Origin of the sequence: Streptococcus oralis (genome assembly GCF_023109195.1) — a bacterium.
Taxonomy (GTDB): Bacteria; Bacillota; Bacilli; order Lactobacillales; family Streptococcaceae; genus Streptococcus; species Streptococcus oralis_BV.
On sequence record NZ_JALDUB010000003.1, the window covers coordinates 54,848 to 79,829 of the forward strand.

Sequence of the window (24,982 nt, forward strand, 5' to 3'; positions counted from 1 at the left end):
AAAAGAAAATGTTTAGAAAATTAAAATATACCTTTATCGGTCGACCACTCAAGTCTCTCACAGACGGTGAAGGGGGATTGTTGGGAAAAATGCAGGCACTTGCAATGTTATCCAGTGATGCCCTGTCTTCTATTGCCTATGGACCCGAACAAGTCATTCTCGTTTTAGTCAGTCTCTCTCCTCTCGCTATTTGGTGGAGCCTCCCTATCGGTATTTTTGTCCTCTTACTCCTCGCTAGTTTGACCATTTCCTATCGTCAAATTATTCACGCCTATCCTCAAGGTGGAGGAGCTTATATGGTCACTCGGGAAAATCTCTCCCCTGAACTAGGCTTGATTGCAGGGGGCAGCCTCCTTGTTGACTATATGCTGACAGTAGCCGTATCCGTTGCGTCTGGAGCTGATGCTATTACAGCAGCCATCCCTGCCCTCCATCCCTACAATCTTCATATCTCTATTTTCCTAGTCTGCCTGCTCATGCTCTTGAATTTAAGAGGATTGAAAGAATCTGCCAGCTCTCTGATGATTCCCGTCTACCTCTTTATCTTCAGTACCGTCTTTCTCTTGCTTTATGGGTTCTTTCAACTATTTACAGGTTCCCTAAACTATCAGGCGACTTCAACCATTGGGCAAACCGTTCCGAGCCTTTCCATCGTTCTCCTATTGAGAGCCTTTACCAGTGGCTCTGCCTCTCTGACAGGGGTTGAGGCTATTTCAAATGCGGTACCATTTTTCAAAACTCCGAAAGAAAAGAATGCTGCTCAGACCCTGACCATCATGTCCTTGATTTTAGGATTTCTTTTTGCAGGCATTACCTTCCTAAACTACTGGATGGGCATCACACCTCAAAATGGAGAAACCATCCTCTCGCAAATGGCCAAGGGCATTCTTGGTGATTCATTCTTTGGTCATGCTAGCTACTATCTCTTCCAGTTCTCAACAGCCTTGATTCTAGCTGTAGCTGCAAATACTGGCTTTTCAGCCTTCCCTATGCTGGCTTACAATATGGCTAAAAACAAGTACATGCCCCATCTCTTTATGGAAAAAGGGGATCGCCTTGGCTACTCCAACGGTATCTTAACTCTGGCTTTTGGAGCTATGATCCTTCTTCTCATTTTTAACGGGAATACTGAACGCTTGATTCCTCTTTATACTATCGGGGTCTTCGTTCCCTTTGCCCTTTCTCAGACTGGGATGATTCGTCATTGGAAAAAGGAAAAAGGAGCAAACTTCTTAAAACCTGCCTTTGCTAATATCCTAGGGGCCATCATTTGTTATGCTATTGTCCTCATTTTACTCCTCTTCAGACTGGGTGATATCTGGCCATTCTTCCCAATTATCCTAGTTCTAACCTTCCTCTTTTTGTCCATTCACAGCCATTACCAAAAAGTGGCAAAACAACTGCGACTCTACGAAGGAATTGAAAAGTGCACTTACGACGGCAATCTGGTTCTCGTCCTAGTAGGAAATGTTACTCGAGTAAGTGTTGGAGCCATTAACTACGCTCAAAGTATCGGTGACGAAGTGTTAGCCATGCACATTTCTACTAAAGAAACGGCAGAAAAAGACCAAGAAATTCTTCAGGAATTTGCCGATTACTTCCCAAATATCACTCTGAAGAATATCAATACTAGCTACCGCGACATCATCACCCCTAGCGTTAAGTATGTCAAACGAATCGCCCAAGAAGCTAAGCAAAAAAACTACACTGTTACAGTCCTTGTCCCACAGTTTATCCCTAACAAGCCTTGGCAAAATATCCTGCACAATCAAATGAGCCTCAAACTAAAATACGCTCTCAGATGGCATGAAGACGTCGTTATCGCTAGCTACTCTTATCACTTAAAAGAATAAACAAAAACTCAAAATCAGTAACTTATATCTGGTTTTGAGTTTTTTGTATATGACCTTTTAAAAGAGCCCTCCATGAGTTCCATTTGAAATTGAAAATTTCGTGGACAGTTCACTATGTAGGATAAAAAGAAAAGCCAGTAGACTCGAGTTCCTACTGACTTCTTTGTTGAATTCGTTTGGATTATGCAGCCAAAACTTTGCGTCCTTTACGACGACGAGCTGCCAATACGCGACGACCGTTTTTAGTTGACATACGGTTACGGAATCCGTGTTTGCGCGCACGACGAAGTTTACTTGGTTGATAAGTACGTTTCACGATGAATACCTCCTCATAGATTTTGTATTCGTTTAGCCGGCTATAAAGTGATCAGTTACTAAACATACTTTACTATTCTATCTGATTCTGACCTATTTGTCAATAGCTCTAAGGAAATGTTTCCTGCTTTTCCCTATGAAAGCCTTATCTACGATACTGGCTCAAGAAACGTGTCATCTTTTCTTGGATTTGCGCCAATTCGTCCACACGAGGAAGGTAAACGATACGGAAATGGTCTGGTTCCTTCCAGTTAAAACCACGACCATGAACCAAGAGAACCTTTTCCCGCTTCAAGAAATCAAGAACGAACTGTTCATCATCATCGATGCGGTACATATTGCGATCGATTTTAGGGAAGATATAAAGACCTGCCTTCGGCTTGACCGCAGACAAACCTGGGATATCTTGAATAGCATTGTAAATGAAGTTTCTTTGCTCATAGATCCGTCCACCAGGAAGGAGCAATTCATCCACTGACTGGTGCCCACCTAGTGAAGTTTGTACGACTTGCTGGGCCAAAACGTTAGAGCAAAGACGCATATTGGACAGCATATTGAGACCTTCGATATAGCCCTTGACATGGTGCTTAGGACCAGACAAGACCATCCATCCTACACGGAACCCAGCGATACGGTGAGATTTTGACAGACCATTCATGCTGACACAGAAAACATCTGGTGCCAAGCTAGCCACAGGCGTATGCACATGCCCATCCATCACCATGCGATCATAAATCTCATCCGCAAAGATGATCAAATCGTTTTGACGAGCAATCTCAATAATCTCCAACAAGAGTTCCTTAGGATAAAGGGCTCCAGTTGGGTTGTTCGGATTGATAAGAACGATTGCCTTGGTATTGGAAGTAATTTTTGACTTAATATCGTCAATATCTGGGTACCATTCTGCAGCTTCATCACAGATATAGTGAACGGCATTTCCTCCAGCTAGGCTGACCGCGGCTGTCCAGAGAGGATAGTCTGGCATAGGCACCAAGACCTCATCGCCATTATCCAAAAGCCCTTGCATGGACATAACAATCAGCTCACTGACACCATTTCCAAGGTAGATATCATCAATGTCTACATTGGGAAATTTCTTCAGTTGGCAATACTGCATGATGGCCTTGCGGGCTGAGAAAATCCCTTTGGAATCAGAATATCCCTCACTATCACGCGCATTCATAATCAAGTCATGAATGACCTCGTCTGGCGCTGTAAAGCCAAATTCTGCTGGATTTCCTGTATTCAGACGTAAAATCTTTTCTCCGTTTGCTCGCATCCGCATAGCTTCTTCCAAAACAGGACCACGGATATCATAGGCAACGTGCTCTAACTTACTAGACTTGTTATATTCTTTCATCTTGTTTCCTCAATTCATAGAGATAGTAACATTATACCACTAGAAAGGGATTGCGACAAGTTTCCTGAAATGAGCAAGCAAAGAAAAAAACTCACAACGACTAGGTTCTCACCGTCTAAACAACTAGAATACAGAAGTATTTTCTCACATACCAAAAGACAAACCTAGAAAGATCAGCGCTATAAAAGAATCATACAAAAGATTAAACATGAGAAAGAGCCCCCACGTGACCAAATAGTCCAAGCGACAACTTCTCTTTGCAATCACAAATAAAATGATGTGGTAGACTAAGTGAAAGAGAAGAAAAGCAACAAAACCTGGATAGAGAACGGGTACGACTCTTTCTAGCTGCCAAAGCATCACTACTTCTCCTACAAGTGACACAAGGATAATTCCATGATAAAGAAAACTTATTTTTTTAGAAGCTTGAACAGAATCTTTCATACTTTCTCATCCCCCTACTGTGTTTTCTGCTATCCCGTTTTCTTTTATTTTAACATATCTCCACCAAATTGAATCTCCAATAATATTTATTTAAATATGATTTTTACTTTACTTCTTTAGTGAAAAGGGTTACAATAACAGTAAGAAAATTTCAGGAGGTTTCATTATGGCACAACGTTACCAAAATGTTATGGTCGCAATTGATGGTTCTAAAGAAGCAGACTTGGCTTTCGTCAAAGGTGTTTACACTGCACTACGCAACGAATCCAAACTCACCATTGCCCATGTTATTGACACACGCGCTCTTCAAAGCGTGTCTACCTTTGATGCTGAAGTTTACGAAGAACTCCAAGTTGATGCTGAAAGTCTGATGAAGGAGTACGAAAAGCGCGCAAGAGATGCTGGTGTGACCGATATTCACATCGTCATCGAAATGGGAAATCCAAAAACCCTCCTTGCCCGTACTATTCCAGACGCAGAAAATGTCGACCTGATTCTCGTTGGTGCAACAGGGCTCAATGCCTTTGAACGCCTCTTGGTTGGTTCTTCATCTGAGTACATTCTCCGCCATGCAAAAGTCGATTTGCTAGTCGTGAGAGAAAGAGAAAAAACATTGTAGTCATTAAAAAAGGGAGCCTTGAGCTCCTTTTTGTTTGTCCTGATTGGGTCAGAAAAAGGCTTTAATCAATTGTTTAAAGCCTCTATCTTATTTAGAAAGTAGTCAATCTCAAAAGATTGAATTATTTGTAACTGTATGCCCAGTAGTATACACCGTTTCCATCAACTACTGCTGCTACAGCTCCTTCAGTGACATTCGGATCGAGAAGCAAGTCTCTCAAACCACTGTTTGCCCATTTCTTAACGACAACAGCAGCATCTTCATCACGACGTCCTACAAAGCCTGTGCTATCGTATTGACGTGAAATTTCATTTACTTTTGGAAGTGCTTGATTTTGATAAATGTCTTCAGACCAAGTCAATTCTTTCAATCCTTGAGCTTTACGCTCTTCATTGATTTTAGCGAAAGCTTCTTTCGCTTTTGAAACATAGTCATAGTTTGTATCGTTTGTTGCTTCAACACGGTAAACAAACTTCACATAACCAAATTCTACATCACTGTATTTCTTGTCTTCGACACCACTCTTGAGATTTGCAATCAAGACATAGTCCTTAGCGTATGGGTTTTCTTTCGTCTTCTCAAAGATTTCTGGATCTTCGATTTCCCACTCAGCTTTAGCATCCCAACCAGAGTTATCAAGGAACTTAGGATTCATTTTTTCGATGACATAGTTTTTGAACTCTTCAACATTCTTGAATGGCAATGCTTGACCTGCTTTAGCAGTCGTTACCAAGTTAGTTGAGTAAAGTTTCACGCTAGAGTTCTTGTCACTGTACATGTACTCGTCATCAGCAGTGTTTTCGTGAAGTTTTGGATCACGAGCTGGATCGTTTGGATCAGTCATCCCTTGAAGTTTCCATTTTCCTCCAAGCCACTTCCAGTATGCTGAGTAACCTGTACGCTCTGAGTTAGATGGTACATAGTAGTAATGTGCACTACCGTCGAAGTAGTAGTTTTTATCATTCTTGAGGACTGCATCACCTGGTTTACCTGGTGGGTAAACCAATTTTGGAGTGTGTCCATTTGGTGCCCAAGCCAAGTGTTCCAATCCTTCAGCTGGTTTTTCAACATAATCAGGGATTTGGTTTTCACTTGGTTCATCAGTCGTTACCAAACCTGGTGTTGTTGGGATAGCTGGAGTTGCTGGTGTTTCTGGTTTTGGTTCTACTGGCGTTTCTGTTGATGGCTTGAATGGATCAAATTCACTATCAGCACCATTAATTGGTGGATTTTCTGGTAGGTCAACACTTGGAGTTGCTGGTTGTGCTGGTTGTGGCTCAGTTGGTGTTGTCGGCTCTTCAGGTTTATCACTAGGTGCTGGTGTTGGAGTCTCTGGTTCTGCTGGTGTTGGAGCAGGAACTTCAGGTTGACTTGGTTGTGCTGGCTCAACCGGAGTTGTTGGTTGTTCTGGTTTTGGTTCAGCAGGTGTTGCCGGTTGTGCTGGTGTTGGAGCAGCAGAATCTTTCACCAAGACCCACTTACCATTTTGGTAGTAGTAATAATCACCATTGTCCAATACATAGTAATGGTACCCATTTTCGTAACGATAGTGAGGATCGTTTTCCAAGTTGTTAGTAGATGAGTTGTTATTACTATTGTTTGTCAAAGGTTTCCACTGACCATTACGATAAATACGGTAGCTACCGTCGTTCATACGGTAGTAGTGATTGCCATTCCAGTAAATATAGTTTTCATCGCTAGCAAGGTTGTTGTAATTATTCCAATAGTTATAACCATAGTAGTTGCTACTGTTGCCATAGCCATAGTAGTTATTCCAATTATTGTAACCATAGTTGTAACTTGGGTAATAGCTACCATATCCATAGTTATAGCTTGGGTAGTAGCTATTGTAGCCATAGTTATAGCTTGGGTAATAACTATTGTAGCCGTAACTTCTTACAGTATAGTTTGATGTACGGCTACGATTTGCAGTAGTACGGTTAGAAGTACGATTGCTTGAACGACGGCTAGTTCTTGTATAGTAACTATTATTTCCATTCCAATTGTAAGCAGCGTGAGCTTCACTTGGTGCAAAAGTTGGAAGCATTGTTACAGCTGTTAAAACAGAAGCTGTCAAATAGGTATATTTTTTCTTCATTTCAACCTCTTAATTCTTTAATTTTTAAACTTGAAAATTAAAATAATAAAAATTTGGAAAGCAATTGTGCACAATTTTATAACTAAACCTCAAAGCTAGAGTGAACTCCTCACATCAACTTGTTAACAGGCCTGAAATAAACAAGTTGACTCTCTGTCTTAAAAAAGAGCATATTGTAGTAGTATGAGGATTTTATATTTATTCGCTTTCTGAATTTATTCTAACACATCAACTTTCAAATATCAAATAATTTGACTTGTCTTTTTTTGATGTTTTTTTAAAAGAAAAGCTAGATATATTAGTAATATATCTAGCTTTTTAACTATTCTTTGTAAGAAATGTAATTTCCTGTTATTTTATTTTCACTATCTTTTCATTTTTTTCTTTTCTTTTTATAGTATAAATATGCTAATAATAATTAGTGATATATATAAAATTGTTCGGTTTTTCCGCTCAAAAAATCCCCGAATTTTTCATCCAGGGAAAAGAATTTTCTCTTATTTTTTATTTTTTCTTTCTTTATGTCGCTCATAAGCTTTAAACTGACGTTGTAGTTCCTGTCGGATGGCAGGTTCTGGAGCATATTTTTCTTCCCAGTCATCTGGCTTTAAAATCTTGTGTGTAACTGGGTCAAAATGAGCTTTTCCATCAGGGAAAACCTTCCCCATATTCGCTTCATGGACAATATCAAAAATGCGTTCTGGGTCTACTCCCATCAAAACAAAACTACCGTATGTAAAATACAGTGTGTCAATCAAAGCATCCACTTGACCGACCAGATTTTGCTTAGCAGGTGTCTTTTTCGCCACTTTCTCTGCCGCTTTATCAAGTGCCTCATGCATGCTTGCAAGGGAGTCTTGGAATTCTTCCTCCGAAGAACTTGCTGCGCGAACAAACTCTACTAATTCTTCAATTTTAAAGTCTGCGCGGTGGGTTGCACCTTCAACATCCCATGCCTGTGGCTCTTCTTGAGTTCGTTCATCCATCATGTGGTGGAAGGTCTTGACCTTATTAAAGTGGTAGTCTCGACTGACAAACACTTTTTCTGAAGCCAAAACACCAAAGTGCTCGAGCGCCTTGTGGATACCATCTTGTTGATTACTTGCCGTAATATGCTTGGCAACTTCTTTGACACTGCTACTGCCATTTCCCATAGCAACCGACATACCAACACCCGCTAACATTTCCAGATCGTTGTCTGAATCACCAAAGGCCATGACTTGGTTGAGATCAAAGCCATATTCTTTCCCGACTCGGCGAATGCCTTCTAGTTTGGAATTTCCTTGGTTAATGATATCTGCTGCAAAAGGATTGCTTCGAGTTAATTTCAAATCTTCAAAATCACTTGCTGCCTTCTCAGATTCTTCTGGCGTCATCAGCATCAAAACTTGATAAATGGGTTGATTAATCAAGTTAAGCAGGTCGTCTTCCTTTTGAGGAACTGCCTTGCTAACCATTCGATTAAAGGAACGGCTAACGGTTCTTGTCAGCACAGTCGGAATAAAACGACTAACCAGTTGTGAAAAGGAGCCGAGACCAAATGACATAATCTTCGAACCAACAACGGCATGCTCGGTTCCAAGAGCGATTTCTTTACGCTCCTTTTTAGCGTAAGCAATCAGTTGACGCAGGCTTGACTTAGCAATCGGACTTGCAAAGAGCACCTTTTCTTTATTAAAAATGTATTGGCCATTGTAGGTCACCGCAAAGTCTAGGTCCAAGTCTTCCATCAATTCCTTGACAAAAAACGGCCCTCGTCCTGTCGCTACTCCAACAAGCACTCCTTGCTCTTTGACAATCTTAATCGCGTCCTTAGTGGATTTCAAAACACTCTTGCGATCGTTGACTAGCGTTCCATCGATATCAAAAAAAACAGCCTTGACTTCCATCCTGTCCCATTCTCCCCTTTTGTGTTACAATGATTATACCACATTTCAGAAAGAGTGACTAAATCATGCCTAAGAAAATCCTTGTTTTACATACAGGTGGGACTATTTCCATGCAAGCAGACGCCACTGGTGCCGTTGTAACTAGCCAGGAAAATCCCATGAACCATGTTTCCAATCCGCTTGAAGGGATTGAGGTTCATGCCCTAGACTTTTTTAATCTGCCAAGCCCTCATATCAAACCCAAGCATATGCTTGCACTCTATCATAAGATTAAAGAGGAAGCTGATAACTACGATGGAGTTGTCATCACACATGGTACAGATACCTTAGAAGAAACAGCTTACTTCCTTGATACCATGAAAATTCCGCCCATCCCCATCGTTCTAACAGGTGCCATGCGTAGTTCAAACGAACTTGGTAGCGATGGTGTTTATAACTATCTGAGCGCTTTACGAGTTGCCAGTGATGATAAAGCAGCCGACAAGGGTGTGCTGGTCGTCATGAACGATGAGATCCACGCAGCCAAGTATGTTACCAAAACTCATACGACCAATGTCAGCACCTTTCAAACCCCAACACATGGACCACTTGGCCTTATCATGAAGCAAGAAATCCTCTACTTCAAAACAGCTGAACCTCGTGTCCGGTTTGATCTCGAACATATTCAAGGTCTAGTTCCCATCATCTCAGCCTATGCCGGTATGACAGACGAGCTGATTGATATGTTAGACTTGGAACAGCTGGATGGCTTAGTTATTCAGGCCTTTGGAGCAGGCAATGTTCCCAAAGAAACAGCTCAAAAGTTGGAAAATCTCCTGCAAAAAGGGATTCCAGTCGCCTTGGTCTCACGTTGTTTTAATGGTATTGCTGAACCTGTCTACGCCTACCAAGGTGGAGGGGTACAGTTGCAACAAGCTGGTGTTTTCTTTGTCAAAGAACTCAACGCTCAAAAAGCGCGCCTCAAATTATTAATTGCCCTTAATGCTGGACTAAAAGGACAAGCTTTGAAAGACTATATGGAAGGATAAACCTCTTCTCTAGAACACAAAATCAGGAAATCTCACGATTCCCTGATTTTTTCTAATTACGTTTTCGTGTAGAGCGGCGCTCTGTCAAACCATGAGGTAAGAGAACTTCACGTTCTTCCAACTCTTCCTTATGCATAATCTTAGTCAACATACGCATGCTGATAGCACCTAGATCATAAAGAGGTTGGGCAATAGTAGTCAAGTTTGGACGAGTGAATCGTGCAATCTGAGAGTCATCTGTCGTAATGATTTCAAACTCTTCCGGCACAGATACGCCATGGTCAGCCAAACCATTCAACACACCTGCCGCCAATTCATCACCTGTTACAACTGTGGCTGTAGCTTGTGATGAAATCAAGCGTTCTGCCAAGGCATAACCATCGTCATAGCTGTATTTTGATTCAAAGACCAATCCCTCGCTATAAGAATGTCCAGCTTTTTTCAGGGCTTCCTTGTAACCGATCAAACGAACCTTACCATTGATATCATCGACGAGTGGTCCACTCACAAAAGCAATCTTTTCGTTTTCTTCGAGAAGATAGCTCACGGCATCAATCGTTGCTTGTTTGTAGTCGATATTGACACTTGGAAGTTGGTGTTCTACATCCACAGTACCAGCAAGAACAACCGGTGTCCGTGAACGAGAAAACTCTGAACGAATCTTTTCAGTCAAGTGATAGCCCATAAAGATAATCCCATCGACTTGTTTTGAAAAGAGAGTGTTGACCACTGAAACTTCCTTTTCATCATCCTCATCACTATTTGCAAGGACAATGTTATACTTGTACATTTCAGCAATGTCGTCAATCCCCTTAGCAAGTGTTGAGAAATAACCATTGGTAATGTTAGGAATCACAACTCCGACTGTCGTTGTTTTCTTGCTAGCTAAACCACGGGCTACCGCATTTGGACGATAGTCCAAGCGATCAATCACTTCTAGGACTTTTTTTCGGGTGTTCTCTTTAACATTCTTGTTGCCATTAACGACACGGCTAACTGTTGCCATCGAAACTCCTGCTTCACGGGCGACGTCATAAATCGTTACTGTATCATCTGTGTTCATTCCGTTTCCTTTCTATAATGAAAATTTCGCTTTCACGCATCTACTTACTCCATTTTATCACTTATTGTAAACACTTTCAAGTATTTTTTAGAGAAACTTTGAAAAAATTTCACAGTTTATTCCCATTTTGAAAAAGCGAGTAGGATTTCTTGATTTTTAAGACATTTTGCTGTATGATAAGGAAAATAAAAGGGGGAGGAAAACATGGCTTTTACAAATACACAGAGACGTTCCGCTAGTTTTGGTGTCGTGACCAGCTTGCCTGACGATGTCATTGACTCTTTATGGTATATTATTGATCATTTCCTGAAAAATGTCTTTGAATTAGAAGAAGAACTTGAGTTTCAACTGCTCAACAATAAGGGGACCATCACCTTCCATTTTTCTAGCCAGCACCTTCCGACTAGCATTGATTTTGATTTCAATCATCCTTTTGATCCGCTTTACCCTCCTAGGGTCCTTGTTTTAGACCTAGACGGCAGAGAAACCATCCTCCTTCCAGAAGAAAATGACCTATTTTAAAAACTCTAGCTTCTCGGCGTAAACTGCTGAGGAACTAGAGTTTTCTTTTTCTAATAAATGGATCGACTGACAACTAGACCGTTTGGTTTTGTATACTCTAAGTCAAGATAATCCTGATAAGTCCCTGGCACAATGAAACCTTGGGGACTCAATATATCAGTCCCAGCTTTTCCCACGATAGAGTCTGCCAGCAAGACACAATTGGTACTGAGAACAAAGTAGGTCTTAAACTCGGATGAGCTGAATTTATAGAGGGTCGCATCTGCTTCCTCTTTCAGTTGGTAGGAGTAGGTATGCTTTACCTCGCCCTCTCTTCTTTTCATCAATTGAGAGCTCGGCTCCCAAGGAATTAACAAATCTTCTATTTCTTCTAAACGAGCTTGGATAGCAGCTTTCTGTTGGTCCGTCAAACTCAGACCATAAGCAAACAAGGTCTTCTGACTTTCCCTCTTACAGAGTTCAATGTATTTTTCCCGATTGGCCTTAAACAAAACACCGTCTCCAACCATGCCAAATAAACGCTCCGAGTGGGGGTCATAGGAACCATAGGAAATAACCTTCCCTTGATAACAAATATCCACATGTCCCATGGCTAGGAAGAAGGAGGTTTCTGAGGTATGGATAAAAATTTCCAGATCGACCGTCTGGTCGTTTTTTCTTTCCGAATGAACTTCCCCTTCTTGGCTTTCATGATTTGATAGCCACTTATTTAATTTTCGTAAGGTGCTGATAGGAATCAGAGCCGTCACAAAGATCGGCAAGGTCATTCGCATTCGTCGTTTTAGCTTGGGATTTTTTTCTATCCTTTCAAAAAAGAAACCGTCCCGAAGGCTACTAGCCCCTAGCATGAGCAAGTAAAACCCAAGCAAGAGCAATTCAAAATTCGCTGCATCGTGAAAAGGAGAGATGCTATAAATCCCAAATCCTATCATCCATACAGCATCGAAGAGATGATGGAGCCGAGGATGAATAGCATTTTTTCGATAGAGAGACCAGGTCACAAGACTAATGCCACCCGTAAACAGCTGGTAGCTCGCAATGACAAAGACTAGGAGATAGAGGGTAAGGTCTTGCAAGATGATAGAGTCAAACACCAGAGCCGCGACCACCAGCTTGGCCAAGGTTACAAAGATATTTTCCCGACGTTTTTTATCCTGAAACCAGCGAGTCAACAAGTGCCAAACTGCTGACAAGGAAAAGTAGCCCATCAGCAACTGGTACCCCATTCGCGGAATAACTTGTCCAAAACGAATCAAGAGAAGCCCTAAAACAATAGCAAGTAGTCCCTCCCCAATACTCTTCCACTTGCTATAGGTCTCGGAAAGTTTAGGCATTCCCTTGCTCCAACTGGTCAACCAAGTATCGAATTGGTTGCTTTAGGATCGGATGGATAAAATGGGGAGCTATTTCCACTAACGGCTCAAGAACAAAGAGGCGTTCTGCTATATAAGGATGAGGCAAGATGAGCTCGTCTGTGTAAACGATCTGGTCCTCCACAAAGAGCAGGTCCAAATCAATCAAACGAGGCCCCCAATGCACTTCTCTCACCCGTCCCATTTCTGACTCAATGGTTAATAATGTTTCTAACAAGACTGGTGCTGGTAGCCAGGTTTCTACTTCAATCACCTGATTGGCAAAGCTATCTTGTTCCACACCACCCCAAGGCTCCGTCGCCAAGACACTGGACTCTTTGAGAATATGGATACCTCGAGTCCGCAGTTTATCAATAGCTTGTTCCAAGTTCGCTTTCTTGTCTCCCATATTACTTCCTAGGGCGATAAAGGCTCGCTGCTTACGACGGCGAATGGTCACCGAGCAGGTATCCAATGGCAAATGCACTGGAGCCCAAGGTTTTTTTAGTTCCAACTCAATCTCTTGGACAAGAGGATAGGTCTCAAAGGTACGTTCAACTAGTTTGTAGGCTACCGTTTCAATCAAGTCCTCAGTGGTTTCCTGAAACCAAGTCGTCCACTGCTGACACAGTTCTCCGTAATGGACAGAGGCTGTTAAATCCAAGTCTGTCGCCGCCTTGGTCATATCATAGGATAAGCTTGCGGAAATAACAAACTTCTGCCCCAATTCTTTCTCACTAGGGAAAAGACCATGATAGGCAAAAATTTCCAAATCTTTAATCTGCAGTTGATCCATAACTAGTCCTTTCTAGAAAAATCCGCTTAAAGCGGATTCTTTTATAGTCCCATTAAACGATAAGCCTGATCTCTTAGGTCCTTATCTGTTTCAAATAGACCACGAGCGACTGTTGTCAAAGTCGCAGTACCTGGTTTTCTGACACCACGCATGCTCATACACATATGCTCGGCCTCAATGACAACAAAGGCCCCTTTAGCACCCAGGTAGTTCATCAAGGCATCAGCCACTTCAATATTCAACCGTTCTTGAATTTGTGGTTTTTTAGAGTAGACTTCAACCGTACGGGCTAGCTTGGACAAGCCTGCCACACGGCCATCTGGAATATAGGCAATGTGCGCTTTACCATAAAATGGCAAGAAGTGGTGCTCACACATGGTATGGAAAAAAATATCCTTTTCTACCACCATGTTATCATCAATAATCTCAAAGGATTTTGACAAGTGTTCCTCAGCAGTTTGGCCAAGACCTGAAAAAATCTCTTGGTACATACGGGCTACACGAGCAGGTGTTTCCTGCAAGCCCTCGCGGTTAGCGTCCTCACCAACAGCCTCGATAATCATTTTTACAGCTGCTTCAATCTTTTGTGTATCCATTCTCGTTCTTCCTCTCCATCAGATAGGCTCTCACTTGGCTCAAGAAATACAAGGAACCTGTGACAATCCTAACTGTTTGTTTCGCTTCATTTTTATTTGTCAATTTCTGCTCTAGAAAATCCTGCCAACTTTGGTAATTGAGATTTCTAGACTTGGCTGTCCCTTTCAACACGCTTTCATCCGTCGCCCGACTATCATCAAAATAAGTCAGAGTCAGCTGGCTATCCGGCACCGTTTCTAGCAAATCCAGCATATCCTCCAAAGCCTTGGTTTTAATACACGTAAAGAGGATTTCCTTATGATAATCCGCAAAGCGTTCTTGCAAGGTTGCTAATAAAGCCTTGATAGCATGAGGATTGTGGGCCCCATCCAAAAGCAACAAGGGGTCGCTAAACACGACCTCCAAACGCCCTGGCCATCTGGTCTCTTTCAAAGCTTGAGCAACCAAGTCATTACTTGCTAACTCTCGCCCAGTCTCCTGGCAATAAGTGTCTAGGAGGGCAAGCGCCATCCCCGCATTTTCTATCTGGTGCAAGCCAAGCAGGCCTGTTTGAAAGCGACCTTGTCTGACAGAACTGGTATAATCAAAGATTTCGCCTGTCACCACACTCTTTTGGTGACTGACCTGATAATCTTTCCCATAGGCAAGTCTCGATGCATTTTTATCTTCTGCAATGGAGTCAATCACAGCCAAGGCTTCAGGAACAATATGACCTGTCACTAATGGAATGCCTTGTTTGATAATACCAGCCTTCTGCTCTGCTATGGATTCCAAGGTGTCACCAAGTAGGGCCACATGATCCAGTCCAATAGTCGTAATTCCTGTTAAAATTGGCTGGCAAACATTAGTACTATCCAAAAGACCACCCATGCCGACTTCCATGATAGCCACATCTACTTGCTCTGAGGCAAAGTAATCATAAGCTAGAGCTGTGATAATCTCAAATTCGGTTGTCCCCTGCAAATTGGTAGCAGATTCCCTCTCAAGCAAAGACTGATAGTCTGCCATGAGGGCTTCTAGCCTAGCCTCGGGAATGGATTCCCCATTAATGCTAATCTGATCCGTATAATGAATGAGATAGGGCGAGTTGAACACCCCAACTCTCAGCCCTAGGTCTTCCAGCATCTTTTTCAAAAAAGCAATGGTAGACCCCTTGCCATTGGTCCCCCCGATATGGATGACCTTAAGTTTGAGATGGGGATTGCCTCGCAGAGCTAGGAGTTCCACCATTCGCTCCAAACCAAAATGCGGTTGGTCCGTCCGGTAGTGGGCAATCCACTGATTGTTTTCAATTTCGTTCATCTTACTTATATTGTTTTAAATCTAGATTTTCTGCATCATCTGCCAAACGAATGGCTGACGCAATTTCAACCGCCATCCTGTGACTGGCTACATCGTGCACGCGCACCACTTCCACACCCTGTCTCGCAGCGATACTGGTTACATGAGCCGAAGCTGTGTCCCGATTGCGGAAACCGACTTCCGTCTCAGGATTGACTTCGAAGCCATTCTCCTCAAGGATATTAATAACAAACCGTTTGCGCGAAACTCCAAGAAAGATTGGATAGCCCTTATTATGGAGTTTATCCAAGTCCCGTAGAAGGAGTAGATTTTCCTTCTTGGTCAGACCAAAGCCAATTCCTGGATCCAGCAGAATATTTTCTCTTGCAACTCCAGCTTCCTCTGCTCTCGCTAGAGCTCGTTCAAAGAAAGCCTCCATCAAGTTTCCGATTGGCATTTTTTCAAAGTCAGCTAACTCTTCCTCTGTAAAAGCTTGTCCAAAGCCAAAATGCGGAAAAATGAGCGAACTAGGGTGCTGAGGTCGAGCCATGACTGGATTAAACATGATAACCACATTTGCTCCAGCCTTCGCAACCACATCCGCCATTTTCTCATCTCCCATGAGACCAGTGATATCATTGACCAGATTGGCACCAGCAGCCAAAGCAGCCTCTGCCACCTGACTTTTCCAAGTATCAATGGAAATGAGAACATCACTTTCCTCACGGATAGCTTTAATCACTGGAACAACACGCTGGATTTCCTCTTCTATTTCAACATAGCTACTGCCCGGCCGAGTCGATTCTCCACCGATATCTAGCATGCTCGCTCCTTCTGCTAACAATTTACGAGCCTGCTGGAGCGCCTGCTCAAGAGCAAAAAACTGCCCACCATCCGAAAAAGAATCTGGGGTTACGTTGATAATTCCGCAAATAGCTGTTTTTTCGTGGTTGACTTTATTGGACATATCGGTCACTCCCTCAAGGTTTTTCACCATATTATCTTTCTATTTTACCATAAAAAGAAAAAGATGAACACGCTAGTGTTCATCTTTTCCAAGCGGGCTAATGGTTTAGAATGATAGACCTAGATTTCTACTAATCAACACCAATAAGGCCAACAAACAAAATGCAATACCATTGAGAATCATATGAAGCAAAATGGACATCTCCAAACGCTCAGTCTTATAGGCTGTCCAAGTCAAAACCGTTGACATTCCTCCATAAATAATCACAGAAGGTAGATTGGTTGGCATATGGAGCAAGGCAAAGACAATTGCACCAACAACAAAGCCAAGTTTTTCTTTTCCGCGGAAGATCTTTTTTGGAATAATCCCACGACACAAAATTTCTTCACAAATTGGTGCAATCAAGACTAGCAGGAAAAAAGTTGAAATCAAGGAGCTATTCTGAACTATACCATTCAGTATTGATTGGTTATTGGTTGTTGCCTCATTTGTTAGTCGAAGCAGGAGTGAACCCAAGAGATTTGTCGCAAAAATCACCAGATAACTCAGTACCAAGCGAGCCAAGTCTTTTGCCTTAAAAAAGGATAGATTAAAAGTAGCAAGTTGTGTTTTTCGTGCACCAATAATGAATACAATCAAAACGACTATGGATAGGGCACCAACTAAGAGCCCTGACTGTAAAATCGGAAACTGTTTGTTTGCTAAAAACAAAGCAAGTCCTATGGGAAATTGAGATAGAACAAAAGCTACCAAAAGGATGAGCACCCATTTCCCTCTGTTTAAAACCTCTTGCCAAACCGTCTTATCTTTCATGATGTACCTCCTTATAATTAAAAAGGGGAGACTCCCCTTTTTCTATTATACCATTTATAGCGCCATACTGATATAGTTAAGGATAAACAAGGCATCCAAAATCCAAATCATCACGTGCACATCCTTGGCTTGACCTTTGACAACTTTTGTCAAGGTGTATGTCAAGAAACCAACAGCAATCCCTTGTGTGATAGAGTAGCTGAATCCCATAAAGATAGAAGTGAAGAAGGCAGGAACCGCTTCAGCCATATCATCCCAAGGGATATTTTTCAAGTTAGAAAGCATCATGATTCCGACGATGATCAAAATTGGTGCTGTTGCAGCTGTCGGAACAATCGCTAGAAGTGGGCTAAAGAAGCTAGATAGAGCAAAACAGATCGCAACCACTAGGGCTGTCAAACCAGTACGTCCACCAGCACCGATACCCGCCGCAGACTCAACATAGGTTGTGACGTTTGAAGTACCTGCAATGGCACCTACCGAAGTTGCCACCAAGTCAGAGTATAGAGCCTTGTCCAATTTAGCGGACTCATGGTTTTCCCCACTTGTCGCAACGATACCAACTTTTTCACCAGTACCGATAAGAGTACCGATTGTATCAAAAATATCCGTTAGTGAGAAGGCAAGAATAGCCATCAAGGTTTCTGGTAAACGTGAAGTGTTTGAAATCAAAGATCCTAAACCTTCTGAACCAAGAGCAGCACCAAACAAAGTTCCTAAATCATTAACCGCTGCTGAAAGATTGTTGCTAGCAAAGTCAATCCCTGATAATTTGACAACACCAACAGCAATGGCAAGGACTGTCGTTGTTAAAATAGAAAGAATGATTCCACCCTTGATGCCTTTAACAACAAAGAAGATGGTAATAGCCAGACCTGCAAGAGCCACCAATACGGCTGGAGTATTGAAGTCTACCAATCCTGGAACAGCTGCGGAGTTTGCAGTAAGTGCAGCTTGAGCCTTGTCTGCTCCTTCACCTGCTACAGTATAAGTACCTGGGTCAATTGAGAATTTCAAGAGACCGGCATTCTTAATCCCAACATAGGCAAGGAAAACACCAATACCAGCCGAAATAGCTGAGCGAAGTGTTGTTGGAATAGATTCGATGATCATTTTACGAACATTTGTCAAGGTAATAATCAGTGAAATAATTCCACAAATGAAGACCATACCAAGAGCTTCTTTCCAAGTATAGCCCATCCCAAATACAACTGTAAATGTGAAGAAGGCATTTAGTCCCATACCTGGTGCTTGTGCGTATGGCAAATTAGCATAGAAAGCCATCATCAAAGTACCGACTACAGAACCGATAATCGTTGCCAAGAACACACCTTGAACAGGCATACCCGTTTGGGAAAGCATTTGAGGGTTTACAAAGAGAATATAACTCATTGCAAAGAATGTTGTTAAACCAGCAAGCACCTCTGTACGGACATCTGTCCCGTGCTCTTTTAGTTTAAATAGTTTGTCCATCTTTAATCTCCTTTTGTTTTTTACGAACAATATTAGTATTATATCATTTATCATTCACCTTTTCAATATGTTTGTTTGATTTATTTAATAAATCAAAGCAACTGTAGTTTTTGTTCTTGTCTGCTTTTCTTCCTTCTTTTTGATATAATAGTAGACATCTTATCTGGAAACGACTAGGAAGGTTTATATGACTAAAAAAATTATCGCAGTCGATTTGGACGGAACCCTGCTAAATAATGAAAGCAAGCTCTCCGATTTCACCAAAGAGACGATCAAAAAAATTTCAGAAAAAGGACACCATGTCATCATCACGACAGGCCGTCCGTATCGTATGGCAAAAGACTTCTATCGTGAGCTAGAATTGCATACTCCCATGATTAACTTTAATGGTTCCCTTACCCATCTACCAGGACAGGCTTGGGCGCATGAAAAGTGCTTGACCTTGGACAAAAAATACCTCCTAGACATGGTCAAGCGCACGGAGGACATCCAGGCCGACTTTATTGCAGGAGAATATCGAAAAAAATTCTATATCACGACTCCGAATGAAGAAATTGCAGATCCTAAACTATTTGGCGTAGAGAACTTCCGGCCAGAAAATCAATTCAAACCTGAACGAGTAACCAAAGATCCCAACTGCATCCTCTTGCAAACAAGGGCTGAAGACAAATACGCTTTAGCGGACGAAATGAATCGTTTTTATCAGCACCAACTAGCTATCAATACATGGGGCGGTCCCCTCAACATCCTCGAGTGTACTCCCAAGGGTGTAAACAAGGCCTTTGCTCTAGAGTACTTGCTCAATGTGATGAATCGTGATAAAAAAGACTTAATCGCCTTTGGTGATGAGCATAATGACACTGAAATGTTGGCATTTGCAAGCAAGGGATATGCTATGAAAAACGCCAATCCTGCTCTTCTTCCATATGCAGACGAACAACTTCCTCTGACCAACGAAGAAGATGGAGTTGCCTACGCTTTACAAAATTTATTCCTATAAAAGGGAAGATTGCATGGTCGCAATCTTTCCTTTTTGTTTTCATTTTGTTTTCACAAAAGCGACTTATTTTCTGTATTTTTATATTAAATTTTCCATTACCATTTTCATTTATCTCTCAAAAACATTGATATATTAATATTTTTAAAAAGTCATTCTATGAAAACTTTTACATCTTTTTAGAAAAAGTAGTTGATTTTTATATGAAAACGGTTTATACTTAAAGTTAGGCTTAAAGTTTTCTTAAACATATAGTCAAACATTTTATAAGGAGGAATGACAATAATGAGTATCGGAATCATTATTGCGAGCCACGGCGAATTTGCTGCGGGTATTCATCAGTCAGGATCTATGATCTTTGGTGAACAAGAAAAGGTTCAAGTTGTAACCTTTATGCCAAATGAAGGTCCAGATGACCTTTACGCTAAATTCAACAACGCTGTGGCTGCATTTGACGCAGAAGATGAGGTTCTAGTATTGGCTGACCTTTGGAGTGGATCTCCATTCAACCAAGCTAGCCGCGTAATGGGAGAAAATCCAGAACGTAAGTTTGCCATCATCACAGGACTGAACTTGCCGATGTTGATCCAAGCCTACACAGAGCGCCTTATGGACGCGAATGCAGGTGTGGATAAAGTCGCTGCGAATATCATTAAAGAAGCCAAAGATGGCATCAAGGCTCTTCCAGAAGAGCTTAACCCAGTTGAGGAAGTTGCAACTGCTGCAGCTGCTCCAGTTTCACAAGCTGCTATTCCAGAAGGAACAGTTATCGGTGACGGTAAACTGAAAATCAACCTTGCTCGTCTAGACACTCGTCTCCTTCACGGTCAGGTTGCCACTGCTTGGACTCCAGATTCAAAAGCAGATCGTATCATCGTTGCTTCAGACAACGTTGCAAACGACGAGTTGCGTAAAGAATTGATCAAACAAGCAGCTCCTAATGGAGTAAAAGCCAACGTTGTCCCAATCCAGAAATTGATCGACGTTGCAAAAGACCCACGTTTCGGAGAAACTCATGCCCTTATCTTGTTTGAAACTCCACAAGATGCACTTCGTGCTATCGAAGGTGGCGTGCCAATCAAGACCCTTAACGTTGGTTCTATGGCTCACTCAACAGGTAAGACAATGATTAACAACGTTTTGTCTATGGACAAAGAAGACGTTGCAACCTTTGAAAAAATGCGTGACCTCGGTGTTGAATTTGATGTACGTAAAGTACCAAACGACACGAAAAAAGATTTGTTTGACTTGATTAAGAAAGCAAACGTTCAATAATGTTAATCTGTTTCTATCATTTTTGAAAACAGGATTAAATACTTTATTAAAACTAAATAGAAAAGGAATAAAACCATGTCAGATATTTCAATCATTTCTGCTATCTTGGTTGTAGTTGTTGCCTTCCTTGCAGGTCTTGAAGGTATCCTCGACCAATTCCAATTCCATCAACCAATCGTCGCATGTACCCTTATCGGACTTGCAACTGGTAACCTCGAAGCAGGGGTTATGCTTGGTGGATCTCTTCAAATGATCGCCCTTGGTTGGGCAAACATCGGAGCTGCCGTAGCTCCTGACGCTGCTCTTGCATCTGTTGCTGCAGCAATCATCTTGATCAAAGGTGGTAACTTTACTACTGATGGTATCGCCGTTGCAACGGCAACAGCTATCCCTCTTGCTGTAGCTGGACTTTTCTTGACAATGATTGTTCGTACAATCTCAGTTGCCTTAGTTCACTCAGCTGATGCTGCTGCTAAAGACGGAAACATTGCAGCTGTTGAGCGTGCTCACTTTGTTGCACTTCTTCTTCAAGGTCTTCGTATTGCAATCCCTGCTGCCTTCCTTATCGCTATCCCAGCTTCTGCTGTTCAAGACGCTCTTGGTTTGATGCCAGACTGGTTGAACGGTGGTATGGCTGTCGGTGGTGCTATGGTCGTTGCCGTTGGTTACGCTATGGTTATCAACATGATGGCAACTCGTGAAGTATGGCCATTCTTCGCTATCGGTTTTGCTCTTGCAGCTATCTCTCAATTGACTTTGATTGCCCTTGGTGTCATCGGTGTTGCCCTTGCCTTCATCTACCTTAACCTTACAAAACAAGGTGGAAACGGTGGCGGCGGAGCTGCGACTTCTAACGACCCAATCGGTGATATCCTAGAAGACTACTAGAAAGGGGAACAATCATGGCTGAAAAAATTCAATTATCAAAATCAGATCGTCAAAAAGTTTGGTGGCGTTCACAATTCCTTCAAGGTTCTTGGAACTACGAACGTATGCAAAACTTGGGTTGGGCCTACTCATTAATCCCAGCTATCAAAAAATTATACACTAAAAAAGAAGACCAAGCGGCTGCTCTTGAGCGTCACCTTGAGTTCTTCAACACTCACCCATACGTAGCTGCTCCTATCATGGGGGTTACTCTTGCACTTGAAGAAGAGCGCGCTAACGGTGTAGAAATCGATGACGCGGCTATCCAAGGGGTTAAAATCGGTATGATGGGACCTCTTGCTGGTATCGGTGACCCAGTATTCTGGTTTACAGTTCGTCCTATCCTTGGAGCCCTTGGTGCATCACTTGCTGCATCTGGTAACATTGTTGGTCCCCTTCTCTTCTTCTTTGGATGGAATGCTATCCGTATGGCCTTCCTATGGTATACACAAGAGTTCGGTTACAAAGCTGGATCTGAGATTACTAAAGACATGTCTGGTGGTATCTTGAAAGACATCACTAAAGGTGCTTCTATCCTTGGTATGTTCATCCTTGCCGTTCTTGTACAACGTTGGGTATCCATCAACTTCACTATCAACCTTCCAGGCAAACAATTGTCAGAAGGTGCCTACATCAACTTCCCAGAAGGTCCTGTTACAGGAGCTGAGTTGAAGGGCATTCTTGGTCAAGCGCTTAGTGGTATGAGCCTAGATAGAGTTCAACCACAAACGCTTCAAGGTCAGTTGGACTCATTGATTCCAGGATTGATGGGACTTCTCCTTACTTTCCTTTGCATGTGGTTGCTTAAGAAAAAAGTATCTCCAATCACAATCATCCTTGCCCTCTTTGCAGTTGGTATCGCAGCTCGTTTCTTCGGTATCATGTAATCTCGGTGAGAATATATAAACAAAAAAGAATCAGGATTAAACCTGATTCTTTTTATGTATCAACTTTTTCTCCTAGTAAGATAATGAAAGCACCCAATCACCACTGCTAGTATGGCAACATAGAGTAGCTGTTTGGCTTCTAAAGGCACAAAAGCTCCCTGTAGGATAAAAGTATTGGCAAGTACACCAACAAGGGCTGCAAGGCTCAAAAACGTGAGCAAAAGCATCTTGTATCGATTAAAAGGCAAGCTGACCTTGGCAACTAGACACAGACCATTGATCAGGGCAAGTAGGAAGCAAATGAATTTGACCTGACCTGGGACAGTGATAAAGAAGTTCGTCAAGAGTACACTAGCGACTAGAATGCCACCACCAATCGCAGCATTGGTCAAAATATCTCGCATAAAATGTGTGCTGACCTTTTCTTTATTCGACTCAAAAGTTAGGAAGAAGGATGGAATCCCAATCGTAATAGCTGAAATGATTGTAAACTGAATAGGGATAAAGGCGAATTCCAAACCAAATACCACACTCAAAATGGCAAACACGATGGAGAAGAAGGTCTTTGTCAGAAAGAGAGAGGCTACCTTTTGGATGTTATTGATGACACGGCGTCCTTCCATCAAGATATCATAAAATACTGCAAAATCATCAGTGAGAAAAACAATATTGGATACACTTTTGGCTGCACTCGTTGCTCCCTTCATGGCAAAACTAATATCTGCTTTCTTAAGAGCTAGAACATCATTGACCCCGTCACCACTCATGGCAACTGTTTTACCAGCATTTTGCAAAATAGATACCATCTTTTGCTTCTGTTCAGGTGTCACACGTCCAAAGATTTCGTGTTCCAAGACCACTCTTTCAAAATCTTCTTCACTCACCTTGGTCATATCAATCGCACGGGCTTCTTCCTTAAAACCTGCCTTACGAGCCACCCCATATACAGCCACATGATTATCACCACTGATAATCTTCACTTCAACACCTTGAGATTCGAAATAGTCAAAGGTTTCCTTGGTATTGTCCTTAATCTCATCTGACAAAACGACGTGCCCCAGTAGTTCCATATTGGCTGGACTCGTGATGTGGTCCTTACTATGGGCAAGGGACAAGATTCGAAAACCTTGCTGTTTCAGATGCTCATAGTAGGCATCCATCGGCTGGGTAAAGTCTAGAAACTCATAGGCTCCGAAGAAATAGGTCCCACCCTCTTTTACTTGGACAAAGGAATACTTGTTTTTGCTTGAAAATGCACCGACTTCTTGAACTTCCCACTTTTTCTCACAGGTTAAGTAAGTCTTCAGAGCTCGGGAAGTTGCATTTTCATCCTCGAAATAAGCCAAATAAGAAGATAGTTTCTCTGCTACATTAGCATCCATTTCTTGGACCTTCATATTCCCCGTCGTGATAGTTCCCGTCTTATCAAAACAAAGAACATCTACTCGCGCCAAGGTCTCTACACAGTATAGCTCCTGTACCAGAACCTTCTTTTTAGCCAACTTCATGGCTGCTACCGCTAGGGAGACGCTAACCAAGAGAATCAAGCCCTCTGGAATCATGCCGACCAAGGCACCTGAACTTCCCAAGACAATTTCAACATAAGACCGTCCTAGACTAAAACCTCTGACATAGAGCAGAATGGCAACTGGCACCAGCAAGATAGAAACGATTTTTAAAATCTTATCCATATAATCGCGCAGTTGAGAAGGGTATTTTTTAAATTCCTTGCTGGATTTTGCGAGCTTGTTGATATAACTATCGGGACCCACAGCCGTCGCCGTGACCAGACAAGTACCGCTGACAACATTGCTTCCGCTCATCAGCTTGTCACCAACTGTTTTAAAGACCGAATCACTCTCACCCGTCAGCAAGGACTCATCAACTTCAATATTCCCTTCAAGAACTTCTGCATCGACAGGCACCTGATCCCCCAGATTGAGATGCAGATACTCACCCAGAACGATGTCCTCTGGATCAATCTCGATTGTTTGACCATCTCGATTGACTCTATACTTACTTTTACCAAGCAAACTCAGCTTTTCTAAGGCATTTTTTGAACGCACTTCTTGGAAAATCCCGATGGCTGTATTGATAGCAATCACGCCTAAAAAGAGCATATTTTCAAATCGCAAGGTTGTGGCTACCAGAACTGCCAGAGCCAAGTTCATAGCATTAAAAAAGGTAAAGATATTTGAAACGACAATTTCCTTGGTTGTTTTATAAGGTTTAATGTCGCTGATATTTCGTTGACGATCCTTGATGTCTTGGCTACTTAAATACTTCATTTCTACTCCGATATCCTTTTGTACTACTATAATAACACATATCTTTTTCTCTGTCACTTAAAGACTCAAAATAAGAAGAATTCCCTTGGCAAGCATTATCTATCACTACTTTAAGAAGCACTTAAAAACAAAAGAGGC

Annotated in this window: 22 protein-coding genes; 8 read left to right on the forward strand and 14 right to left on the reverse strand. The window is 42.0% G+C overall.

All coding sequences use genetic code 11. The annotated features are described in order from the left end of the window. The first annotated feature begins 8 nt into the window (after positions 1–8). Positions 9–1,853 carry an APC family permease gene (locus M1F65_RS08360; protein ID WP_247925785.1) on the forward strand — a complete coding sequence of 615 codons (1,845 nt, stop codon included), beginning with the start codon at positions 9–11 and terminating at the stop codon, positions 1,851–1,853. Between the two features lie 181 nt (positions 1,854–2,034). Here M1F65_RS08360 and rpmH read toward each other — a convergent pair whose 3' ends face one another. From rpmH to M1F65_RS08375, 3 genes are all read right to left on the reverse strand, one after another. Further along, positions 2,035–2,169 carry a 50S ribosomal protein L34 gene (rpmH, locus tag M1F65_RS08365; RefSeq protein WP_000831905.1) on the reverse strand — a complete coding sequence of 45 codons (135 nt, stop codon included), beginning with the start codon at positions 2,167–2,169 and terminating at the stop codon, positions 2,035–2,037. 144 nt (positions 2,170–2,313) lie between these two features. After that, positions 2,314–3,528: a pyridoxal phosphate-dependent aminotransferase gene (locus M1F65_RS08370; RefSeq protein ID WP_247925786.1), complete on the reverse strand. Its 1,215-nt coding sequence runs from the start codon at positions 3,526–3,528 to the stop codon at positions 2,314–2,316. A gap of 144 nt (positions 3,529–3,672) precedes the next feature. Next, positions 3,673–3,972 (reverse strand): hypothetical protein, encoded by a 300-nt coding sequence (locus M1F65_RS08375; RefSeq protein ID WP_247925787.1) that lies wholly within the window; start codon positions 3,970–3,972, stop codon positions 3,673–3,675. A gap of 166 nt (positions 3,973–4,138) precedes the next feature. Here M1F65_RS08375 and M1F65_RS08380 point away from each other — a divergent pair, with 166 nt between their 5' ends. After that, on the forward strand, positions 4,139–4,591 hold the full coding sequence (locus tag M1F65_RS08380) for a universal stress protein (protein ID WP_000079161.1): 453 nt from the start codon (positions 4,139–4,141) through the stop codon (positions 4,589–4,591). Positions 4,592–4,712: 121 nt separating this feature from the next. On the opposite strand, the gene M1F65_RS08385 is transcribed toward M1F65_RS08380, so the two are convergent. Both M1F65_RS08385 and M1F65_RS08390 read right to left on the reverse strand, forming a co-directional pair. Beyond that, positions 4,713–6,689, reverse strand: a complete 1,977-nt coding sequence (locus tag M1F65_RS08385; protein ID WP_247925788.1) for a CAP domain-containing protein — start codon at positions 6,687–6,689, stop codon at positions 4,713–4,715. A 497-nt stretch (positions 6,690–7,186) separates the two neighbouring features. Next, positions 7,187–8,578: a Cof-type HAD-IIB family hydrolase gene (locus tag M1F65_RS08390; protein ID WP_125328356.1), complete on the reverse strand. Its 1,392-nt coding sequence runs from the start codon at positions 8,576–8,578 to the stop codon at positions 7,187–7,189. Between the two features lie 65 nt (positions 8,579–8,643). Between M1F65_RS08390 and M1F65_RS08395 the strand changes: the two genes are divergently transcribed. Beyond that, a complete protein-coding gene (locus M1F65_RS08395; protein WP_001124809.1) occupies positions 8,644–9,606 on the forward strand; it encodes an asparaginase in 963 nt (320 codons plus the stop codon). A gap of 52 nt (positions 9,607–9,658) precedes the next feature. Here M1F65_RS08395 and ccpA read toward each other — a convergent pair whose 3' ends face one another. Next, entirely contained in the window at positions 9,659–10,669 is a 1,011-nt protein-coding gene (gene ccpA, locus M1F65_RS08400; protein WP_247925789.1) for a catabolite control protein A, read from the reverse strand. A 204-nt stretch (positions 10,670–10,873) separates the two neighbouring features. Here ccpA and M1F65_RS08405 point away from each other — a divergent pair, with 204 nt between their 5' ends. Continuing rightward, complete coding sequence (locus M1F65_RS08405) at positions 10,874–11,191, forward strand: DUF960 domain-containing protein (protein WP_000886045.1); 318 nt, start codon at positions 10,874–10,876, stop codon at positions 11,189–11,191. 50 nt (positions 11,192–11,241) lie between these two features. Here M1F65_RS08405 and M1F65_RS08410 read toward each other — a convergent pair whose 3' ends face one another. The 7 genes from M1F65_RS08410 to M1F65_RS08440 all read right to left on the reverse strand — a co-directional run bounded on the left by M1F65_RS08410 (position 11,242) and on the right by M1F65_RS08440 (position 18,470). After that, positions 11,242–12,525 carry a DUF308 domain-containing protein gene (locus M1F65_RS08410; protein ID WP_247925790.1) on the reverse strand — a complete coding sequence of 428 codons (1,284 nt, stop codon included), beginning with the start codon at positions 12,523–12,525 and terminating at the stop codon, positions 11,242–11,244. Then, positions 12,518–13,339 (reverse strand): 2-amino-4-hydroxy-6-hydroxymethyldihydropteridine diphosphokinase, encoded by an 822-nt coding sequence (gene folK / locus M1F65_RS08415; RefSeq protein WP_084856755.1) that lies wholly within the window; start codon positions 13,337–13,339, stop codon positions 12,518–12,520. Before folK ends, M1F65_RS08410 begins: the two co-directional genes overlap by 8 nt. Positions 13,340–13,380: 41 nt before the next feature. Next, complete coding sequence (folE, locus tag M1F65_RS08420; protein ID WP_000380914.1) at positions 13,381–13,935, reverse strand: GTP cyclohydrolase I FolE; 555 nt, start codon at positions 13,933–13,935, stop codon at positions 13,381–13,383. Next, complete coding sequence (locus M1F65_RS08425) at positions 13,916–15,238, reverse strand: bifunctional folylpolyglutamate synthase/dihydrofolate synthase (RefSeq protein ID WP_247925791.1); 1,323 nt, start codon at positions 15,236–15,238, stop codon at positions 13,916–13,918. Before M1F65_RS08425 ends, folE begins: the two co-directional genes overlap by 20 nt. A 1-nt stretch (position 15,239) precedes the next feature. Continuing rightward, entirely contained in the window at positions 15,240–16,214 is a 975-nt protein-coding gene (gene folP / locus M1F65_RS08430) for a dihydropteroate synthase (RefSeq protein WP_217971093.1), read from the reverse strand. 75 nt (positions 16,215–16,289) lie between these two features. Beyond that, a complete protein-coding gene (locus tag M1F65_RS08435; RefSeq protein WP_217971094.1) occupies positions 16,290–16,997 on the reverse strand; it encodes a CPBP family intramembrane glutamic endopeptidase in 708 nt (235 codons plus the stop codon). A gap of 54 nt (positions 16,998–17,051) precedes the next feature. Further along, on the reverse strand, positions 17,052–18,470 hold the full coding sequence (locus M1F65_RS08440; protein ID WP_000359241.1) for an NCS2 family permease: 1,419 nt from the start codon (positions 18,468–18,470) through the stop codon (positions 17,052–17,054). Between the two features lie 187 nt (positions 18,471–18,657). Here M1F65_RS08440 and M1F65_RS08445 point away from each other — a divergent pair, with 187 nt between their 5' ends. The 4 genes from M1F65_RS08445 to M1F65_RS08460 all read left to right on the forward strand — a co-directional run bounded on the left by M1F65_RS08445 (position 18,658) and on the right by M1F65_RS08460 (position 22,556). Further along, complete coding sequence (locus M1F65_RS08445; RefSeq protein WP_084877533.1) at positions 18,658–19,470, forward strand: Cof-type HAD-IIB family hydrolase; 813 nt, start codon at positions 18,658–18,660, stop codon at positions 19,468–19,470. 282 nt (positions 19,471–19,752) lie between these two features. After that, positions 19,753–20,742, forward strand: coding sequence for a PTS sugar transporter subunit IIB (locus tag M1F65_RS08450; protein ID WP_049500953.1), 990 nt, complete (start codon positions 19,753–19,755; stop codon positions 20,740–20,742). Positions 20,743–20,817: 75 nt separating this feature from the next. Continuing rightward, a complete protein-coding gene (locus M1F65_RS08455) occupies positions 20,818–21,630 on the forward strand; it encodes a PTS mannose/fructose/sorbose transporter subunit IIC (protein WP_001280317.1) in 813 nt (270 codons plus the stop codon). Between the two features lie 14 nt (positions 21,631–21,644). Further along, positions 21,645–22,556: a PTS system mannose/fructose/sorbose family transporter subunit IID gene (locus M1F65_RS08460; RefSeq protein ID WP_000818313.1), complete on the forward strand. Its 912-nt coding sequence runs from the start codon at positions 21,645–21,647 to the stop codon at positions 22,554–22,556. Between the two features lie 59 nt (positions 22,557–22,615). On the opposite strand, the gene M1F65_RS08465 is transcribed toward M1F65_RS08460, so the two are convergent. Further along, positions 22,616–24,844 (reverse strand): HAD-IC family P-type ATPase, encoded by a 2,229-nt coding sequence (locus tag M1F65_RS08465; RefSeq protein WP_247925792.1) that lies wholly within the window; start codon positions 24,842–24,844, stop codon positions 22,616–22,618. Between the last annotated feature and the right edge of the window lie 138 nt (positions 24,845–24,982).

Bases quoted from the DNA above. Each gene is read 5' to 3' on its own strand.
- M1F65_RS08360 (WP_247925785.1), top strand. From the start codon at position 9: ATGTTTAGAAAATTAAAATATACCTTTATCGGTCGACCACTCAAGTCT.
- M1F65_RS08460 (WP_000818313.1), top strand. From the start codon at position 21,645: ATGGCTGAAAAAATTCAATTATCAAAATCAGATCGTCAAAAAGTTTGG.
- M1F65_RS08425 (WP_247925791.1), bottom strand. From the start codon at position 15,238: ATGAACGAAATTGAAAACAATCAGTGGATTGCCCACTACCGGACGGAC.
- folP (WP_217971093.1), bottom strand. From the start codon at position 16,214: ATGGTGAAAAACCTTGAGGGAGTGACCGATATGTCCAATAAAGTCAAC.
- M1F65_RS08410 (WP_247925790.1), bottom strand. From the start codon at position 12,525: ATGCCTAAACTTTCCGAGACCTATAGCAAGTGGAAGAGTATTGGGGAG.
- folE (WP_000380914.1), bottom strand. From the start codon at position 13,935: ATGGATACACAAAAGATTGAAGCAGCTGTAAAAATGATTATCGAGGCT.
- M1F65_RS08445 (WP_084877533.1), top strand. From the start codon at position 18,658: ATGACTAAAAAAATTATCGCAGTCGATTTGGACGGAACCCTGCTAAAT.
- M1F65_RS08465 (WP_247925792.1), bottom strand. From the start codon at position 24,844: ATGAAGTATTTAAGTAGCCAAGACATCAAGGATCGTCAACGAAATATC.
- M1F65_RS08370 (WP_247925786.1), bottom strand. From the start codon at position 3,528: ATGAAAGAATATAACAAGTCTAGTAAGTTAGAGCACGTTGCCTATGAT.
- M1F65_RS08385 (WP_247925788.1), bottom strand. From the start codon at position 6,689: ATGAAGAAAAAATATACCTATTTGACAGCTTCTGTTTTAACAGCTGTA.
- M1F65_RS08435 (WP_217971094.1), bottom strand. From the start codon at position 16,997: ATGAAAGATAAGACGGTTTGGCAAGAGGTTTTAAACAGAGGGAAATGG.
- M1F65_RS08455 (WP_001280317.1), top strand. From the start codon at position 20,818: ATGTCAGATATTTCAATCATTTCTGCTATCTTGGTTGTAGTTGTTGCC.
- ccpA (WP_247925789.1), bottom strand. From the start codon at position 10,669: ATGAACACAGATGATACAGTAACGATTTATGACGTCGCCCGTGAAGCA.
- M1F65_RS08390 (WP_125328356.1), bottom strand. From the start codon at position 8,578: ATGGAAGTCAAGGCTGTTTTTTTTGATATCGATGGAACGCTAGTCAAC.
- M1F65_RS08375 (WP_247925787.1), bottom strand. From the start codon at position 3,972: ATGAAAGATTCTGTTCAAGCTTCTAAAAAAATAAGTTTTCTTTATCAT.
- M1F65_RS08450 (WP_049500953.1), top strand. From the start codon at position 19,753: ATGAGTATCGGAATCATTATTGCGAGCCACGGCGAATTTGCTGCGGGT.
- M1F65_RS08395 (WP_001124809.1), top strand. From the start codon at position 8,644: ATGCCTAAGAAAATCCTTGTTTTACATACAGGTGGGACTATTTCCATG.
- M1F65_RS08380 (WP_000079161.1), top strand. From the start codon at position 4,139: ATGGCACAACGTTACCAAAATGTTATGGTCGCAATTGATGGTTCTAAA.
- M1F65_RS08405 (WP_000886045.1), top strand. From the start codon at position 10,874: ATGGCTTTTACAAATACACAGAGACGTTCCGCTAGTTTTGGTGTCGTG.
- folK (WP_084856755.1), bottom strand. From the start codon at position 13,339: ATGGATCAACTGCAGATTAAAGATTTGGAAATTTTTGCCTATCATGGT.
- M1F65_RS08440 (WP_000359241.1), bottom strand. From the start codon at position 18,470: ATGGACAAACTATTTAAACTAAAAGAGCACGGGACAGATGTCCGTACA.